The sequence below is a fragment of the Pseudoalteromonas sp. TP27 genome (genome assembly GCF_056470645.1).
Genome location: NZ_JARDAK010000001.1, coordinates 1 through 15,895, shown reverse-complemented (window position 1 = coordinate 15,895; position 15,895 = coordinate 1). Strand labels below are relative to the sequence as shown.

The window sequence follows — 15,895 nt, the reverse complement described above, 5'->3', positions numbered from 1 at the left end:
TTAGATCAATTAACAACAAGCGTTAATACTGCTTGTTGTTAATTGCGTTATAAATGGCATCACACAGTGTTTTTATACTTGCATCATCACTTATATACGGTGGCATAAGGTAAATTAGTTTACCAAAAGGGCGGATCCACACACCTTGCTCTACAAAATAAGCCTGAATTTTAGCAACATCTATATTGCCAGTTGCATCGTTTAGCTCAACAACACCTATTGCACCTAAGGTACGTACATCGGCAACTGCATCTAGTTCATTACATTTTTTGAGTTGTTGTAGTTGGGTGTTTAGCTGCTTTATTCGTTGTTGCCAGTTTTGCTCAAGTAATAAATCAATACTTGCACACGCCGCAGCACAGGCAAGCGGATTAGCCATAAAAGTAGGGCCGTGCATTAAAACACCTGCTTCACCTTCGCTTATGCCAATGGCTATTTTATCGCTAGTGATAGTGGCCGATAGCGTCATTGAACCGCCAGTAAGGGCTTTGCCAATACACATTATATCGGGTTCAATATTGGCATGTTCTACAGCAAATAATTTGCCTGTACGGCCAAAGCCTGTGGCTATTTCGTCGCAAATGAGTAGCACATTATATTGCGTACAAAGCTTGCGTACGCAGGCTAGGTAATCGGGGTGATAAAAGTTCATCCCCCCCGCGTTTTGCACAATAGGTTCAATTATAAATGCAGCTACTTGGCTATGGTGGGTTTTAAAGTATTCTTCAAGCTCGATGGCTTCTGCTTGGTTAAACTCGCTACCAAACTTACTCACCGGTGCAGGTACAAAAATATGCTCAGGTAAAAAGCCGCTATATAAGCTATGCATTGAGTTAACAGGATCGCATACGCTCATGGCTGCAAAGGTGTCGCCATGGTAGCCCTTGTAGGGCGTCATTAATTTTTGCTTTGTAGTAATACCTTGGCTTAACCAATATTGCAGCGCCATTTTTATTGCTACTTCAACACTTACCGATCCGCTGTCGGCTAAAAACACTTTGGTTAAACTAGGCGGCGTTATATCGACTATTTTTTTACACAGCTCAACTGCGCTGTTATGCGTAATACCACCAAACATAATGTGGCTCATACTGTTAATTTGCTCAACCATCGCGTTATTTATAACAGGGTGGTTATAGCCATGTATTGCGCTCCACCACGAGGCCATGCCATCAATTAATTGCTCGCCAGTTTCAAGATGAATAATGTTGTGATTTGCGTGGGTAACGGGGTAAACCGGAATTGGCTGTGTCATAGAGGTATATGGGTGCCAAATGTGCTGTCGATCAAAATCAAGGTCAATCGTATTCTTTTTGCTCATATGTAAACTTTAACTTGGTGGGCTTCGTTGACAATGGTACTTCAACTCGTAGACTAAGCCAATATCACCGTTATGAAAAAAATAAGAGAGTATTATGGAACTTGCACCTGTTCGTCACGATTGGACCCACGCTGAAGTTAAAGCATTATTTGAAATGCCATTTAACGATTTACTTTTTAAAGCTGCATCGGTTCACCGTGCTAATTTTAATCCCAATGAAGTGCAAATTTCTACGTTGTTATCAATTAAAACAGGCGCTTGCCCAGAAGATTGTAAATATTGCCCTCAATCGGGGCACTACCGTACTGATTTAGAGCGCGAACGCTTAATAGAAGTAGAAAAAGTAGTAGAGCAAGCACGCCTGGCAAAACAAAAAGGCGCAACGCGTTTTTGTATGGGTGCTGCGTGGTCAGATCCAAAAGACAGAGACATGCCATACATTTCGCAAATGGTTAAAGAAGTAAAAGAGCTAGGGTTAGAAACCTGTATGACGCTGGGTAAACTCACTAACGAAAAAGCGCATGAACTTAGAGACGCTGGGCTTGATTACTACAATCATAACCTCGACACGTCACCTGAGTACTACGAGCAAATTATATCAACCCGCACATTTCAAGATAGATTAAATACCATTGACCACGTACGCGATGCCGGTATGAAAGTATGTTCGGGCGGAATTGTCGGTATGGGCGAGCAAGCAAGCGACCGCTACGGGCTACTTATGCAGCTAGCTAATTTGCCACAACAGCCAGAAAGCGTGCCTATTAATATGCTTGTAAAAGTTAAAGGCACACCGCTTGAAAACATAGACGATTTAGATCACTTTGAATTTGTGCGTACCATTGCTACAGCCCGTATTATGATGCCACATAGCTATGTGCGTTTATCGGCAGGGCGTAACGCCATGAACGAGCAAATGCAATCAATGTGCTTTTTTGCAGGCGCTAACTCAATATTTTATGGCGATAAACTACTTACCACCGAAAACCCAGACGCTGATGCAGATATGAACCTAATTAAAAAATTAGGTATGAACCCAGAAAAGCGTCACGACTATTCAGACGAAGCAGTAGAAGCCTCGCTTTCATCGCAAGTAGCCGACAAAGCAACCTCTAAATTGTTTTACGAAGCGTAGGCTTTTATATCTATGCCTTTTGATTTTATAAACACGCATCTGCAGGCACGCCTGCAAGATGCGTTGCTTCGTAAACGCCAAGTAGTAGAGCATTCAACCGCGCGTACTATTACGGTTAATAATAAAACCTACCTTAACTTTGCCAGTAACGACTACTTAGGCTTTGGAGATGTGGCTGTTAATCTTTATGACTCCCACGCATTAGGCAGCCACAGCTCTGCATTAGTAACAGGTTACCAAGCGCAGCAAAAATCGCTCGAACAATATTTATGTGAGCAATTGGGTTATGGCGCAGGTATGTTATTTAACTCAGGGTTTAGTGCTAATAGCAGCGTAATTAAAGCGTTGTTTCAAGACAAAGCGTCTGCGCAAAACAGCGCTATTTTTCAAGATAAGTTAAATCATGCAAGCTTAATTGACGGTGCAATGCACTCTAACGCCGCATTAGTGCGCTTTAATCATAACGATTTAAAACACTTACGCTCACGGCTCGAAAAATCAAAAGCACAAAACAAGCTAATTATAAGCGAAGGCGTATTTTCGATGGATGGCGATACTGCGCCATTAAAAGAATTACTCGCTTTGGCAAAGCAACATAATGCCTGGTTAATGATTGACGATGCCCACGGCTTTGGCGTTTTGGGTAAAACAGGGCTTGGCAGTTGTGAAGCATTTTTAGAAGAGGGTATTACACTTCCAGATATTTTAGTAATTACCTTTGGCAAAGCCGTTGCTAGTAGTGGCGCGTGTGTACTAGGCAGTAAACAGTTTATTGATTACATGCTGCAATTTAATCGCGATTACACGTATTCAACTGCAATGTCGCCACTTATGGCAAGCCACACGCTTGAGCGTATTAAAAGCATAAAAACAGCTGATGATAAACGCGATAAGCTAAATGCTAATATTGCACTGTTTAAGCAACTCGCTAACAGCCATAATATTGCTGTAATGGAATCAAACACAGCCATTCAACCCATTGTTTTAGGCTGTGCTGAACATACTTTAAAAGCGGCTGAAAAACTAAAGCAAAATGGTATTTGGCTTACTGCAATTAGGCCCCCGACGGTTGCACATAATACCTCGCGTTTGCGCGTTACACTTACTGCCGCTCATACAAAGCAAGATATAACCACGCTTATTGAGCACTTAAAAGGCGCAATTGCATGATTGCTCAAAAATTTAGCAATACTAGCACTGTGCAAAAGCAGGAATATATAAACACGCCTACAACGCTTAAAGCTATAAAAAATGATCCTAATGGCGTTAATACTCATAAAAATGTGAGTAGCAATACATTAAAAAAATCTACACAAAGTAAGTTTTCAAAAGCGGCCGATGGCTACAGCGCCCATGCTAATGTGCAAAAACAGGCTGCAAGTGATTTAGTTGAACTAATAAACACGCAGCAACACAATAAAAACAAGGTATGTGTAGATTTAGGTGCGGGTCCGCTTGTTAATACGTACTCATTACAAAGTATATTCGGCAGTGTTATAGCAATGGATTTAAGCATAAACATGCTAAAAAGCAGCGCATTAAACACGCCACGTATTTGCGCCGATATGGATAACTTACCGCTACAAGCAAACAGTGTTGATGTTATTTACAGTAACTTTGCAGTGCAGTGGTCAGCTAATTTTGAAAAGCTGATGCAATCGCTTTACCGTGCTTTAAAACCCGGTGGAAAAGCGTATATAAGTACAGTAATTGCAGGGTCACTTAATGAAATTAAAACAGCCTTTGCAGCGCTCGATTCAAACAGCCATATAAATACATTCAATAGCGAGCTTTATATAAACCAATCAGTCCAAAAGGCAGGTTTTGTTATAAACAGCGCGCACAAAGTGGTTTATACTGATACTTACCCAACGCCTTTACAAGCCATTAAATCGATTAAAGCCATTGGCGCTACAACGCAAAATCACAGTAATACACGCCGTGGATTACTTACTAAATCTGCGCTACAAAAAGTATGTAGTGCGTATCCGCTAATAAACAACAAAGCATGTGTGTCTTATCATGTGGTGCTGTTATCATTAGAAAAAAGCCATTACAAAAAAGCGATTAATTGCTTAAGTTAAAACTTAAACTTAAACCAAACTTAGATTCAGATCATAAGGCAACGCATGAAAGAATTTTTTATAACAGGCACCGACACCGATGCCGGAAAAACTCACGTTACCAGCTTGCTACTAAAGCTACTTGCCCAACATAAAAAACACGCTATTGGTTATAAACCCCTTGCTGCAGGCTGCGAAATGGCGTTCGATCAGCTTGTAAACGCCGATGCGCTCATACTAATGGAAAGCGCAACCGTTAGTGCCAAGTACGATATAATTAATCCGTTTGCGTTTGCGCCACCTATTGCACCGCACATAGCGGCTAAGCAAGTAGGCGTTACCATTACTGTTGATAAGCTTACCGAGGCGTATCAAAACGTAAAACAACAAGGCGCTGATTACCTACTAACCGAAGGCGCGGGTGGTTGGGCACTACCAATTAATAATACCGACTATTTATACGACTGGGTAAAGGCTGAGCAGCTACCAGTCATACTCGTTGTTGGTATGAAGCTAGGGTGCTTAAACCATGCCTTACTTACAGCCGCCCATATGCAAAGCCTAGGCGTAAATTGTGTTGGTTGGATTGCAAACCAAGTAGATCCCAATATGGAAGAATACCAAGCAAATCTTGATACGCTTAAAGCACGTTTGCCATTTCCTATTTTGGCTATAAGCCCATACAGCGAACAAACTCCTAAACTACAAATATACAAAAGCTTACTCAATACTCTCGATCTAAATTCTTAAAAGTTAAAATACTGCTTTGTTAAATACAAAGCAGTTTTTGTATTAAATACATGCGCTTATTTATTGCATTTAAGCCTTGAAATAGCCTACCTTAGTACACATATCAACCCTAATAACCGCAGCCTACATTTACGATAATGCCATCAAGGACAGCCCTCACACCATGACGCACCCATTTATTAAACACTACACCCAAAATGTGCACCAAAAATCTGAAGTGGACGCACTAGGTCGTCGTTTACCAAAAACGCGTGTAGGCATATTAGGTGGAGGCACAGCGGGGGCAACAATTGCGATTCGTTTAGCTGCTTTGGGCATACAAACAACCATTTTTGAGAAAAAAAAGTCACTAATTGATGGCCCACCAATGTGCCATTTGCATGCTGGTGGTAATTTATACCGTGAAATACCCGACGAAGACTGCATAGATTTACTTAAGCAATGTATAGATATTTTGCGCCTTTATCCTTACACCATCGATGTAAGGCCAACTGTATTTGCAGTCCCTACGCGTGATGACGACTCGCCTGAAGATTTACTACCAAGGCTAGATAAGTTAACTCAAGCCTACAAAGAACTTATTCAGCAAGACGCCAAAAACAAAGTATTAGGTGAACCCGATAACTACTACCAGCTATATAGTCGTGAGCAAATGCTTGAGCTTAAAAATCAGCAACAAGTAACAGAGCCCAAAACGCTTGATGAATGGATGATACCGGTAGCTAAGCATTTAAATTTAAGCAAAATAAAATACCCACTTATAGTGGTGCAAGAATATGGCTGGAATATATTTCGGCTATCGGCCAGTGCGCAATTAGCGCTGGCACAATACGACCATGCTGATGTTTTAACAAACACACTTGTTAAACAGGTATCGCCAGTAAACACTAACGGTACCAATACGCGCGAGCAAATATCAAAGTGGAATATTGAATACCAATCATCGCAATCCGCAACTACCCAAACACTTGAGGTAGATTACCTTATTAATGCGTGTGGCTTTCAAACTGGCATTATTGACGACATGGTAGGGGTAAATGTTAAGCGTATGGTTGAATTTAAAGCATCCTACATTACACATTGGCAAGGCGCAGGTGGGCAAATACCCGAAATTATTATTTATGGAAAGCGAGGCACACCAGAGGGCATGGCGCAGTTAACGCCTTACCCTAATGGGTATTTTCAAATACACGGGATGACCAACGCCATTACGCTATTTAACGATGGCTTAGCAGATACAACAGCAATAAGTGCACAACCTAAGCTACCTAATAAGTACCTACATTATATTGAAGATGGCTGGGACAAAGCAGCACTGCAAACACGCATCCAAAAGGCCATTGATTATGTAGCCGAGTTTGTCCCTGCATTTAAAAATGCCAATACACAAAGCAATGCGCTGTTTGGCGGCCAACAAATACCAGGGGATGACGACACTTTGCGCGTAGCCGATTTAAGCTTATATTCGCATATTAGTTATGCGCGTGCTGAAAATGTAAAAGCGTCATCAACCCTTACAGCAGCCGATGAAATTGTTACAGAGTTTATAAAGTTAGGTTTAGTGAGCAATCAGCCCGATATTAATAAGCATCGTGAAAACCACCAATGGACATATCTAAATAAAACGAGCCATGCAGATATAACCGAAGTAGCTCAAGTATTAGCCAAAGAGCGAAAATTTCCTGTTGAAATGGCATTAGTAAACAACAGCATTTAAAAAGTGGACTAACAGACTGTGTTTCAATTGGCTGATTTAAAACAATATTTATAGGCTTTCTGTAATAAATATAAAACAATAAGCCTTGCTGCTTAGCTGTTTTATTACCTCATAAAATTATATTTATAAACACATAAATAACCCTTGCGTTATGACATAGTTTGTCACAGAATAGCACTAACGCTATGACATAGTGTGTCATGGCGCAGTGATTGCTTTTAGCTGATTTAATTCCAAATGCATTAATCGCTTAGTGATCAAATCTATTTTTGTGAGGACAATATGAAACGTATATTTTTGTTTTTATTAACTAACCTAGCGGTTATGTTGGTATTAGGTGTAGTGCTTTCAATTATAATGAGCGCGCTGGGCTTGAGCCATCGTAGCCTTGGCGGAATTTTACTGATAGCCACGGTGTTTGGTTTTGGTGGATCGTTTATTTCGTTGTTTATGTCTAAGTGGATCGCTAAAAAATCAACCGGTGCACAAGTAATTACGCAGCCACGTAATGAAACAGAACGCTGGCTTGTACAAACGGTATCTGCGCAAGCACAAAAAGCAGGTATTAAAATGCCAGAAGTGGCAATTTACGACAGCCCAGAAATGAACGCATTTGCAACCGGCCCGAGTAAAAACAACTCATTAGTGGCAGTAAGCACAGGCTTAATGCACAACATGACCCAAGATCAGGCCGAAGCTGTACTTGCCCACGAAGTATCGCACATTGCCAACGGCGACATGGTAACGCTTACGCTAATACAAGGCGTGGTAAATACCTTTGTAATATTTGCTGCAAAAGTACTGGCAGGCATTGTAGATAACTTTATAAATAGCGATGAAGAAGAGGGCGGCAGTAGCTGGACTTACTTCTTATTCGATATGTTATTCCAAGTATTATTTGGCGTACTTGCCAGCATAGTGGTTGCAAGCTACAGCCGTAAACGTGAGTTTGCAGCCGACAGTGGCGCAGCTAAATTGGTAGGTGCAGACAAAATGCGATCAGCGCTTGAGCGATTAAAGCAAAACCACCCATCGCAATTAGAAGGTTCAATGATGGCCTTTGGTATAGCAAGTGGTAAAGGTATGGCTGAGCTGTTTTCATCTCACCCACCGCTTGATGCGAGAATAGACGCACTTCGTAAGTAACTATGTAAGTAACTATGTAAATTAGTAAATATACTAAGCCAGCTTAACCGCTGGCTTTTTTATATTTACGTTAAAATACTAAAAACAAGTGTACTGTATTTATATACAGTTGTTTATATTGATTTATAAAATCGTTACTTATTTAACCCGAACTTTGGTTGAGACTTACTAACATATTGAATCATGACGATATATATATTTATTATCCAGAGTTTAGGTTATTTAGGCTTGTTCTAGCTTATTTTCTCTATAGTTGCCAACCACTCATCACTGTTAGCACCAATAATACATTCACCATTAACGCGCATTGATAACCTTAATTCACACCTTTTTGTTACATCATTAAAGGTTTCTTTAGGTAAAAACTTAACTGAATTAACTAAAGCTTCACAGTGTGGGGCAGTTTGATTTTTTAACGTGTAGTAAACCCACTTACCTTGCTTCTCAAGAGTAAGTAGACCTGCTTTATGGAGCATTTTAAGATTACGCGAAACGTTATACTGTGTATCTCCAATTATATCCATTGCTTCAGCAACATTGATACGCTGACCAGCATCAACAACTAACCAAAATAATCGTAAACGAGTAGGGTCTGATAACGCCTTGAGGGCATCAATATATTTCTCATCCATCATGCACCTTTCTTATAATATAGAAATACTTAAAATATATTTATCCAGAAGATCATATCAGAATATTAAATAAAGTTCTCTGGTAAGAATGAGTCCTGTATTAATTACGCATCACTAAGATAAGTGATGCGTTTTGATTAAAGAATATATTGAAAAATAACACCACCGGTTATGGCTGTGGTAAGTACTATTAAAACAAATGCAAATACCGCCTTTCTTTTAAGGACAGCTGATACTAACGCTATCTCTGGTAAGCTAGCACCCGTTCCACCAATAATAAGTGCCATAGCAGGGCCCATTCCCATACCTTTGAGTATTAATATGTTTAAAAGTGGTATAGCCATTTCTATTCGTAAATACAATGGAATGCCAATCAAAGCTGCAATAATTATTGATTGTAAATCACCTCCGCCTACATATTTCTCAACAAGTTCAGAAGGTAAATATGCTGCTGATAAACCACTAATTAATGCGCCTAATAAAACATAAGGGATAATTCTCTTAAATAAAGATAAAGCAAAGTTTAAAACATTTTTAAACTTATCAGAGTTAGTACTCTCTGAAGCTGTGCCATTGCTAGGAGTCGCATTACAACTTTGACCACCTGTAGCCAGTTCAAGTTCATCACCACGTCGAACTTCATTTTTCCATGGCGATTTTGAGATTAGCCATCCACCTATAACGGCGGCACTAAAAGTCAGTAACAAATAAATAGCCGTTACTTTAAATCCAAATGCAGCATAAATCATCGCAAGTACAATAAAATTACATAACGGTGCAGAAATCAGAAAACTTAAAATCGTTCCTAATGAGGTGCCCATTGAAGCCATTCCCATTGTTACAGGCACCACTGCAGCACTACAAAAAGGGGTTAGCATGCCAAAGCTTGCGCCTAAAAGAGATCCCCATTTGTCGTGTTTTGTTAGTTTTTCTTGAAGCTTGTCTTGAGGTACAAACTCTCTTATTAATCCAGTCAGAATCGAAACAGCCGCAATAATTATGACCAGCCCTCCACCAACATGAATAAATTCATCGAGTGCAACCATCATTTTTTCAGTATTCACAAAAACCTCTTATCAATAGAATTAAATTTGAAAGCGCAATATAATCATAAAAGCACATTTGTGCAAGTGTGCTTTTATTTATTTTTTATATAGCTTTTTTATTTTATAAAGTTTAGAGAGTAGGCTTATCAGAGTAATGGTTTATATATTAGAGATACTAGATGACGCTAAAGGCTTTAGTATTAATAAGTTAGAGAGTATTTGATTTGCTTTTTATATTATAAAATGGATAGCTTTGATCCATATTTAGCCCTAAAACAGTCTATGTTTGAGGGCCTTATTTTAAAGAGGTATAAATAGTAACTACTGAGAAAGAATAATCTCGGTAATTCCTTCAGCAGAGAGTATTTCTATCCAGTAGCCGTCAGGGTCTTTAATAAACGCGAGACCTTTCATTGAGCCATCATCTGGCTTTTTAACAAACTCTACATCGTATTTTGCAAAGCGCTCACTAGCTTCGTAAACGTCGGGCACGCTAATACCAATATGGCCAAAGCCTTTAGGTTCTTGGTTGGCACTGTGGTAGCCCTCAAAACTGTCGTCGTTTTCAGTGCCCCAGTTATGGGTTAACTCAATTAACGCAGGGCGGCGAAACACCCATTCAGCTTTTGCTTTATCATCGCCTTCTGGCAACTCTTGTTCGTAGCCTAAAAAGTAAAGCGTAAACTTCATACCAGGAAAGTCATACTTACCTAACAGCTTCATACCTAATACATTTTGGTAAAATTCTAAAGACGGCTTTGGATCTTTAATACGCAACATTGTTTGCTGCATTACATAGCCTTGTGTGGCTTGTTCAATTTGCTCTGGAGATTCGTTATAGCTAGACATGGTAACCCTTACTGAAAATTATAAAGCGGAATAAATAATTATTGACCCATCATAATCAACCGTAAGATAAATTTAAACCGCTTTAAGTTATTCAAGAGTAATTCAACGTGTAAGAAGTAAATTTAATATAGTAAAGTGAAACTCTTCGATTTAACTTTTAAAATTGTAAATTTTAGTTACTTATATCCAAAGGAGAAAGTATGAAAACACTAAACATTATTTTTGGACTCGCATTATTCTTTGCTATTACAAATGCTAACGCAGTAGAGGGGCTAATTTCAGTAAAAAGCCCATTAAGTGCAAAAGCCACTATGGATAAGTTTGAGAATTTGGCAAAACAAAAAGGGCTAAATATATTTGCACGAATAGATCACGCAGCCGGAGCTAAAAAAGTAGAGCAACAACTACGCCCAACAGAGGTTCTTATATTTGGTAACCCTAAAGGCGGCACACCACTTATGCAGTGCGCACAAACAATAGGTATTGATTTACCACTAAAAGCACTGGTATGGGAAGACGCACAATCGCAAGTGTGGTTAAGTTACAACGATCCTACTTATATAGCTGCGCGCCATAATGCTGTAAATTGCCCAGCGGCTAAAAAAATAAGCAAAGTATTACACACACTCGCAACAACTACAGTTAAGCAATAAATTAAAAAATGTAAGCAAGTAACGAGCACTTACATTAAGCGTTAAAATAGAAAAGGAGCCATTATGTTTTACGATGACATGCAGGGGTTATTACGTGTACTTATAATTGGTGTGCTGGGTTATATAGCACTGGTGTTTTGGTTACGTGTATCGGGTAAACGTACGCTTTCAAAGTGGAATGTGTTCGACTTTGTAGTCACCATTGCGCTGGGCTCAATATTAGCGTCTGTTATTATTTCAAAAAGCGTCCCGTTAGCTGAGGGCATACTAGCCTTTGTAGTATTAATAGGGCTTCAATACGCTATTACCTGGTTTAGTGTGCGCTCGTCAAAATTTGCAGCGCTTGTAAAAGCAAAACCCACGTTATTATTAAGTAATGGCGAGTATTGTGATTCAGCTCTTAAATCGCAACGGGTAACAAAGTCAGAAATTCGTGCTGCAGTGCGAGGCGCAGGTATTATTGCACTAGAAGAGGTCGCCGCAGTTGTGCTCGAAACAGACGGCAGCTTTAGCGTAATGCCACACAATAACAGCGGCTCTAAAACCGCGTTAAGCGATGTAGTGTGAGTATTAAATAATAAAGAGTATTAAAGAGTAATAAAACGAGGACAGGCTTTATTGCCTAGCAGATTCAAGCCTGTCTCATATAACTATTTAGCTATTTAGCCGGTTCTAATAAACTAAACGTAGGTAAGCGCCATTTAAAGCGTATTGATGCCATACGTATCAAGTATCCTGCAACTAGGCTTACAATAATGCTTATGTTGTCGTCAATATTGTAATGATGCAGCGCTAAATATAAGCACGCTACAATTAACGCCACGCTCGCATACAGTTCGTTGTGTAATACCAACGGCGCTTGACGACATATTAAATCACGCAATAAGCCACCAAATACGCCAGTAACAATGGCTGCCACAACACAAATACCATAGTGCAAGCCCATATTAAGCCCCACTTGGCAGCCAATAATACTAAATGCAGCTAAACCAAGGGCATCTAAGCGCATAAAAATACCTTTAAATTTAACCACCCACTTAGCCAGCCACGTAGTTACAATACCGGCTATACAGGTAATTAATAAATACTCAGGGTGTTGAACCCACGTAAGCGGGTAATTGCCTAGTAATATATCTCGTACGCTGCCACCACCAATTGCGGTCGCACTGGCTACTAGCACTACGCCAAACCAATCCATTTTCATTCTTCCTGCGCTAAGTGCGCCGGTCATGGCTTCTGCTGTAATACCAATAATATAAACAATCGTTAATAGCATGAGATAATCACTTGAAATATGTGCGTAAAAATAAAGGAGTGATTGTATAGATAAATGAGCAAAAAAACGAATGAGAAATCATACTAAAAAAGCTTAATTCAGATAGAAATAACTAATGACAAAACACAGTGTAAACAGCCTGTTAAGTCACTGTGGGGCTGAGGGTTAATTATTAAAATTTAAAGGACATTTATCCGTTAGCCATAAAATAAAGCTGGTTGATTTTCCACTTGGTTTTAATCCTATGAGCATTGTTAGGGCACTAGTTTTAGCGCTTTAATTAATAGCTAAATTTAATAGTTAAGTTTAATAATTAAGCTTAATAGATAAAGCGTAAAATTAACGTAATATGAATAAATAGTTCCATGGTTTTAATTTAGGGACGTATAATAACAAGTGTTAACTAAATGAAACTAGCGTAAAGCGCAGTTTAAGCATTACAGGTTATTAAGGCACACATATGCACAAAGGATTGTTAAAGTCGTGGAAATCAGACAAAGGTTTTGGTTTTATTAAATCAGACACTCTAGAACACGACACGTTTATACACATATCAGCGCTCAAACACATGAGCCGCAAGCCTAAAGTTGGCGACACTATTTACTTTGAAGTAGCAACGCAGCCCGACGGTAAAACCAAAGCAATTAACTGCCGCATAGAAGGCGTTACAGAGCTTAAAGCACCACATCAAACAGCTAATGCAACATTTAATAAAACGGCGAATGCACCACATCCTAATACAAGCCATAACAAGCCGCACCGTATTGCTAAATCTAATTTTGCCAATAGCTTTTTAGGTAAAGTTGCCTCAATAGCGCTTATTGCTGCACTTTGCTTTTATGCGATTAATAAATACAACGCTCACTCAAGCAGCCAAACTCCTGTTATTACTAATGACGATTTAGCCACTAATGATGATTTAGTCACTTTTGATGAAAAATACCCCAAAATAGTTATTCCTCCAAACACACAAAATTTTACTTGTGATGGCAGGCAGCACTGCAGCCAAATGAATTCGAGAGCTGACGCGGTATTTTTTATTAATAATTGCCCTAATACAAAAATGGATGGCGATAGGGATGGTGACCCTTGTGAGAGGGATAAAAGGTTTGAAAATGAGTGGTAATTTTATAAACCGTTTAGTTAAAGGTTTGGTTAAATAAAAATAGAATTAATTGCTGTGTATAAATTCAGCGATTTGAGTTTTGTCCCATAACACTATTAAAAGTCGTTTTGGGGTTAAATAACAAAGGCTACTGAGTAGCTATTGTTATTACTTGTATAAATGAGTTGTTTGGTTTAATTACCGAACAACGTAATGCACACCGTTTTGGGGTGTTATAAGACCCAGAGTGGGGTTCAATAAGCTGTTAGAGCTAAATACCGTAAATTTATCAAAGGAATTTTAAATGGCAACAATTCAAGAACTGGCAAGAGGTTACGCCAAACAAATTAAAGATGCTATCGCATCTGATGGTTTTACTAGCAGAGCTAGAGTATCACCGCAAGAACTACAAAATTCGAAGACATTAATCGAATTAAGAAAAGTTAAGCGTGAAATTGATGGGTTAATTTACACTCCTAGCAATAAGCCTATCAGTGATATTGACAAGCGAAATATTATTGAGCAAGTCGATCAAGAGCTTGGATTACCGACAACTGTCCAGAAAAGTTTTAACATCGTTGAGTCTGCAAGTAATGATGATTTGTCTGATTTAGCTGATGTTATCGAAAATGTGTTAGGCGGTAAGAAATAATGGATTCAGGTGATTATATTGCAATAGGCAGTGCAGGGATTGCTGTAGTAAGTATGTTTGTCTCGATTTATTTCTCGTCAAGAGCTTCAAGTGCAAGTAAAGAATCATTAAATAATGCGGAAAAAGCAAATAATATTGCTATTGGTCAAACAGAAACATCCTTAAGAGAACAGATTATGAATGCTCGTAATCGCATGGAGGATTGTGGTTTTAAAATTCAAGATTTTCTAAAAGGACGAAAAAAGGAAACTCTTACTGAAGAAGAGCTTCCACATCTAGAGTTTCTTGAAAATGGCTGGCGTTCTTCAACTGAAAGTTACTTAAATGCTTATGAAGATGCATGTGGTAAGTGTATTGATGGTAAAACAGATAAAACTAGGTTTAAGAAAGCTTACATTAACGAAATTAAGAATATTTGTGATCCTAAAAGAATGTCTTACGAGAGATTGATGCATCCAGAGTCTACTTCAAACTATGAAGCCATTTGGAAGATGTACAAAGAATGGCATCGACATGAAAATTAGCTCTAACAAGTTGCTTAAATGGATAAAAACAATTGGTTATCGCTGCGCGATTTTAACCAACTGTTTTTATCCGCTTAGCAAAGCGTGAAGCTGTAGAATTACTCAAAAGTGGAAAGTAGCGGATGTTTTTTGTGTTCATATAACCCGTAGAATTTACTTTCTAGTGGATTATTCCCTCAGATTTCACGTAGCAACGCAATTTGAGGCTAAATTTTTAATAAATTATGAGGCTGTTTTTTCTAAAATAGAAACTCTACAGGCTCGTTAACAGGCAATATTATGATTCAAGTATATTTTATCTCAATAATTATTTTGGCTCTATTAGGAATTACCCCGAGTATAATGACTTCAGATTGGACATGGTTTGAACGTTCTGGCGCATTATTATCAGTTTATGGTGTTTGGATGGCTTTTCATGATTACGCGGCATATTATGAAAATAAGCATAATGACGCATTTAACGAACTTGCGGAAAACCTCAGTTCACAACACTTTGAAGAATTGAAAGAAATCAAATCTCTTGTTAATTCTGGACAAGAAGAATTGAATAAAAAAATCCGTAAAATAGAGTTGTATATTATTATCATTGGAACACTAGTTTGGGGGTATGGCGCTCCATTCGTAAGCTTGTTAACAAGCTAATTAATAAGCAAAAAGATTAACAATGACATATATGGAAACAAATTAACAGCAAATTAACAAGACACCCACCCTAAATTTGAAACAAATTAACAAGACACCCACCCTAAATTTTGCGCTTTTCGAAGTTAGAGGCTAGCCTTTGTTTAGTGTAAAAAACAGGCAGGGTGTCTTATGGCAATTGCAAGAAAGCGTCAAGTAAGTTTGGTTGATACAAAATACTATCACTGTATTTCACGGTGCGTGCGACGTGCATTTTTATGTGGGGAAGACCGTTTTACTGGTCAATCTTACGAGCATCGACGAGGGTGGGTTGAAGATAAGTTTAAATTAACAAGACACCCACCCTAAATTTTGCGCTTTTCGAAGTTAGAGGCTAGCCTTTGT

At 38.8% G+C, this 15,895-nt stretch carries 17 protein-coding genes and 1 pseudogene; 13 read left to right on the top strand and 5 right to left on the bottom strand.

Annotation, left to right across the window (positions count from 1 at the left end; genetic code table 11):
• Positions 1–22: 22 nt before the first annotated feature.
• On the bottom strand, positions 23–1,321 hold the full coding sequence (bioA, locus tag PX700_RS00090; RefSeq protein WP_479519486.1) for an adenosylmethionine--8-amino-7-oxononanoate transaminase: 1,299 nt from the start codon (positions 1,319–1,321) through the stop codon (positions 23–25).
• Positions 1,322–1,415: 94 nt separating this feature from the next.
• Between bioA and bioB the strand changes: the two genes are divergently transcribed.
• The 6 genes from bioB (at position 1,416) to htpX (ending at position 8,132) form a co-directional block, all read left to right on the top strand.
• Positions 1,416–2,456, top strand: coding sequence for a biotin synthase BioB (bioB, locus tag PX700_RS00085; protein WP_479519485.1), 1,041 nt, complete (start codon positions 1,416–1,418; stop codon positions 2,454–2,456).
• A gap of 12 nt (positions 2,457–2,468) precedes the next feature.
• Positions 2,469–3,626 (top strand): aminotransferase class I/II-fold pyridoxal phosphate-dependent enzyme, encoded by a 1,158-nt coding sequence (locus tag PX700_RS00080; protein ID WP_479519484.1) that lies wholly within the window; start codon positions 2,469–2,471, stop codon positions 3,624–3,626.
• Positions 3,623–4,540: a methyltransferase domain-containing protein gene (locus tag PX700_RS00075; RefSeq protein ID WP_479519483.1), complete on the top strand. Its 918-nt coding sequence runs from the start codon at positions 3,623–3,625 to the stop codon at positions 4,538–4,540. The genes PX700_RS00080 and PX700_RS00075 overlap by 4 nt, the downstream gene beginning before the upstream one ends.
• Before the next feature lie 45 nt (positions 4,541–4,585).
• On the top strand, positions 4,586–5,269 hold the full coding sequence (gene bioD / locus PX700_RS00070) for a dethiobiotin synthase (RefSeq protein WP_197175146.1): 684 nt from the start codon (positions 4,586–4,588) through the stop codon (positions 5,267–5,269).
• Positions 5,270–5,432: 163 nt separating this feature from the next.
• The gene (locus PX700_RS00065; RefSeq protein WP_479519482.1) at positions 5,433–6,986 is read left to right on the top strand and encodes an FAD-dependent oxidoreductase; all 1,554 of its coding nucleotides are present in this window, start codon (positions 5,433–5,435) and stop codon (positions 6,984–6,986) included.
• Between the two features lie 282 nt (positions 6,987–7,268).
• Positions 7,269–8,132 (top strand): protease HtpX, encoded by an 864-nt coding sequence (gene htpX / locus PX700_RS00060; protein ID WP_165741594.1) that lies wholly within the window; start codon positions 7,269–7,271, stop codon positions 8,130–8,132.
• 233 nt (positions 8,133–8,365) lie between these two features.
• Here htpX and PX700_RS00055 read toward each other — a convergent pair whose 3' ends face one another.
• From PX700_RS00055 to gloA, 3 genes are all read right to left on the bottom strand, one after another.
• The gene (locus PX700_RS00055) at positions 8,366–8,767 is read right to left on the bottom strand and encodes an ArsR/SmtB family transcription factor (protein WP_415636126.1); all 402 of its coding nucleotides are present in this window, start codon (positions 8,765–8,767) and stop codon (positions 8,366–8,368) included.
• A 134-nt stretch (positions 8,768–8,901) separates the two neighbouring features.
• Positions 8,902–9,828, bottom strand: coding sequence for a permease (locus PX700_RS00050; RefSeq protein ID WP_415636125.1), 927 nt, complete (start codon positions 9,826–9,828; stop codon positions 8,902–8,904).
• 303 nt (positions 9,829–10,131) lie between these two features.
• Complete coding sequence (gene gloA, locus PX700_RS00045; RefSeq protein ID WP_479519481.1) at positions 10,132–10,659, bottom strand: lactoylglutathione lyase; 528 nt, start codon at positions 10,657–10,659, stop codon at positions 10,132–10,134.
• A 200-nt stretch (positions 10,660–10,859) separates the two neighbouring features.
• Here gloA and PX700_RS00040 point away from each other — a divergent pair, with 200 nt between their 5' ends.
• Complete coding sequence (locus tag PX700_RS00040) at positions 10,860–11,312, top strand: DUF302 domain-containing protein (RefSeq protein WP_479519480.1); 453 nt, start codon at positions 10,860–10,862, stop codon at positions 11,310–11,312.
• 63 nt (positions 11,313–11,375) lie between these two features.
• A complete protein-coding gene (locus PX700_RS00035) occupies positions 11,376–11,879 on the top strand; it encodes a DUF421 domain-containing protein (RefSeq protein ID WP_479519479.1) in 504 nt (167 codons plus the stop codon).
• Between the two features lie 91 nt (positions 11,880–11,970).
• Here PX700_RS00035 and PX700_RS00030 read toward each other — a convergent pair whose 3' ends face one another.
• On the bottom strand, positions 11,971–12,588 hold the full coding sequence (locus tag PX700_RS00030; protein WP_165728663.1) for a trimeric intracellular cation channel family protein: 618 nt from the start codon (positions 12,586–12,588) through the stop codon (positions 11,971–11,973).
• Positions 12,589–13,048: 460 nt separating this feature from the next.
• Between PX700_RS00030 and PX700_RS00025 the strand changes: the two genes are divergently transcribed.
• The 5 genes and pseudogenes from PX700_RS00025 to PX700_RS00005 form a co-directional block, all read left to right on the top strand.
• Positions 13,049–13,714 carry a cold shock domain-containing protein gene (locus PX700_RS00025; RefSeq protein ID WP_479519478.1) on the top strand — a complete coding sequence of 222 codons (666 nt, stop codon included), beginning with the start codon at positions 13,049–13,051 and terminating at the stop codon, positions 13,712–13,714.
• Between the two features lie 283 nt (positions 13,715–13,997).
• Positions 13,998–14,345 (top strand): hypothetical protein, encoded by a 348-nt coding sequence (locus PX700_RS00020; protein ID WP_479519477.1) that lies wholly within the window; start codon positions 13,998–14,000, stop codon positions 14,343–14,345.
• On the top strand, positions 14,345–14,869 hold the full coding sequence (locus PX700_RS00015; protein ID WP_479519476.1) for a hypothetical protein: 525 nt from the start codon (positions 14,345–14,347) through the stop codon (positions 14,867–14,869). The genes PX700_RS00020 and PX700_RS00015 overlap by 1 nt, the downstream gene beginning before the upstream one ends.
• 279 nt (positions 14,870–15,148) lie before the next feature.
• On the top strand, positions 15,149–15,511 hold the full coding sequence (locus tag PX700_RS00010; protein ID WP_479519475.1) for a hypothetical protein: 363 nt from the start codon (positions 15,149–15,151) through the stop codon (positions 15,509–15,511).
• A gap of 171 nt (positions 15,512–15,682) precedes the next feature.
• Positions 15,683–15,832 (top strand): annotated as a pseudogene (locus PX700_RS00005) (transposase); the annotation flags it as partial.
• Between the last annotated feature and the right edge of the window lie 63 nt (positions 15,833–15,895).

Coding starts and splice junctions, on each gene's coding strand:
- PX700_RS00040 (WP_479519480.1), top strand. CDS start 10,860: ATGAAAACACTAAACATTATTTTTGGACTCGCATTATTCTTTGCTATT.
- PX700_RS00030 (WP_165728663.1), bottom strand. CDS start 12,588: ATGCTATTAACGATTGTTTATATTATTGGTATTACAGCAGAAGCCATG.
- PX700_RS00075 (WP_479519483.1), top strand. CDS start 3,623: ATGATTGCTCAAAAATTTAGCAATACTAGCACTGTGCAAAAGCAGGAA.
- gloA (WP_479519481.1), bottom strand. CDS start 10,659: ATGTCTAGCTATAACGAATCTCCAGAGCAAATTGAACAAGCCACACAA.
- PX700_RS00010 (WP_479519475.1), top strand. CDS start 15,149: ATGATTCAAGTATATTTTATCTCAATAATTATTTTGGCTCTATTAGGA.
- PX700_RS00035 (WP_479519479.1), top strand. CDS start 11,376: ATGTTTTACGATGACATGCAGGGGTTATTACGTGTACTTATAATTGGT.
- bioD (WP_197175146.1), top strand. CDS start 4,586: ATGAAAGAATTTTTTATAACAGGCACCGACACCGATGCCGGAAAAACT.
- bioA (WP_479519486.1), bottom strand. CDS start 1,321: ATGAGCAAAAAGAATACGATTGACCTTGATTTTGATCGACAGCACATT.
- PX700_RS00015 (WP_479519476.1), top strand. CDS start 14,345: ATGGATTCAGGTGATTATATTGCAATAGGCAGTGCAGGGATTGCTGTA.
- PX700_RS00020 (WP_479519477.1), top strand. CDS start 13,998: ATGGCAACAATTCAAGAACTGGCAAGAGGTTACGCCAAACAAATTAAA.
- PX700_RS00080 (WP_479519484.1), top strand. CDS start 2,469: ATGCCTTTTGATTTTATAAACACGCATCTGCAGGCACGCCTGCAAGAT.
- PX700_RS00065 (WP_479519482.1), top strand. CDS start 5,433: ATGACGCACCCATTTATTAAACACTACACCCAAAATGTGCACCAAAAA.
- bioB (WP_479519485.1), top strand. CDS start 1,416: ATGGAACTTGCACCTGTTCGTCACGATTGGACCCACGCTGAAGTTAAA.
- PX700_RS00025 (WP_479519478.1), top strand. CDS start 13,049: ATGCACAAAGGATTGTTAAAGTCGTGGAAATCAGACAAAGGTTTTGGT.
- PX700_RS00055 (WP_415636126.1), bottom strand. CDS start 8,767: ATGATGGATGAGAAATATATTGATGCCCTCAAGGCGTTATCAGACCCT.
- htpX (WP_165741594.1), top strand. CDS start 7,269: ATGAAACGTATATTTTTGTTTTTATTAACTAACCTAGCGGTTATGTTG.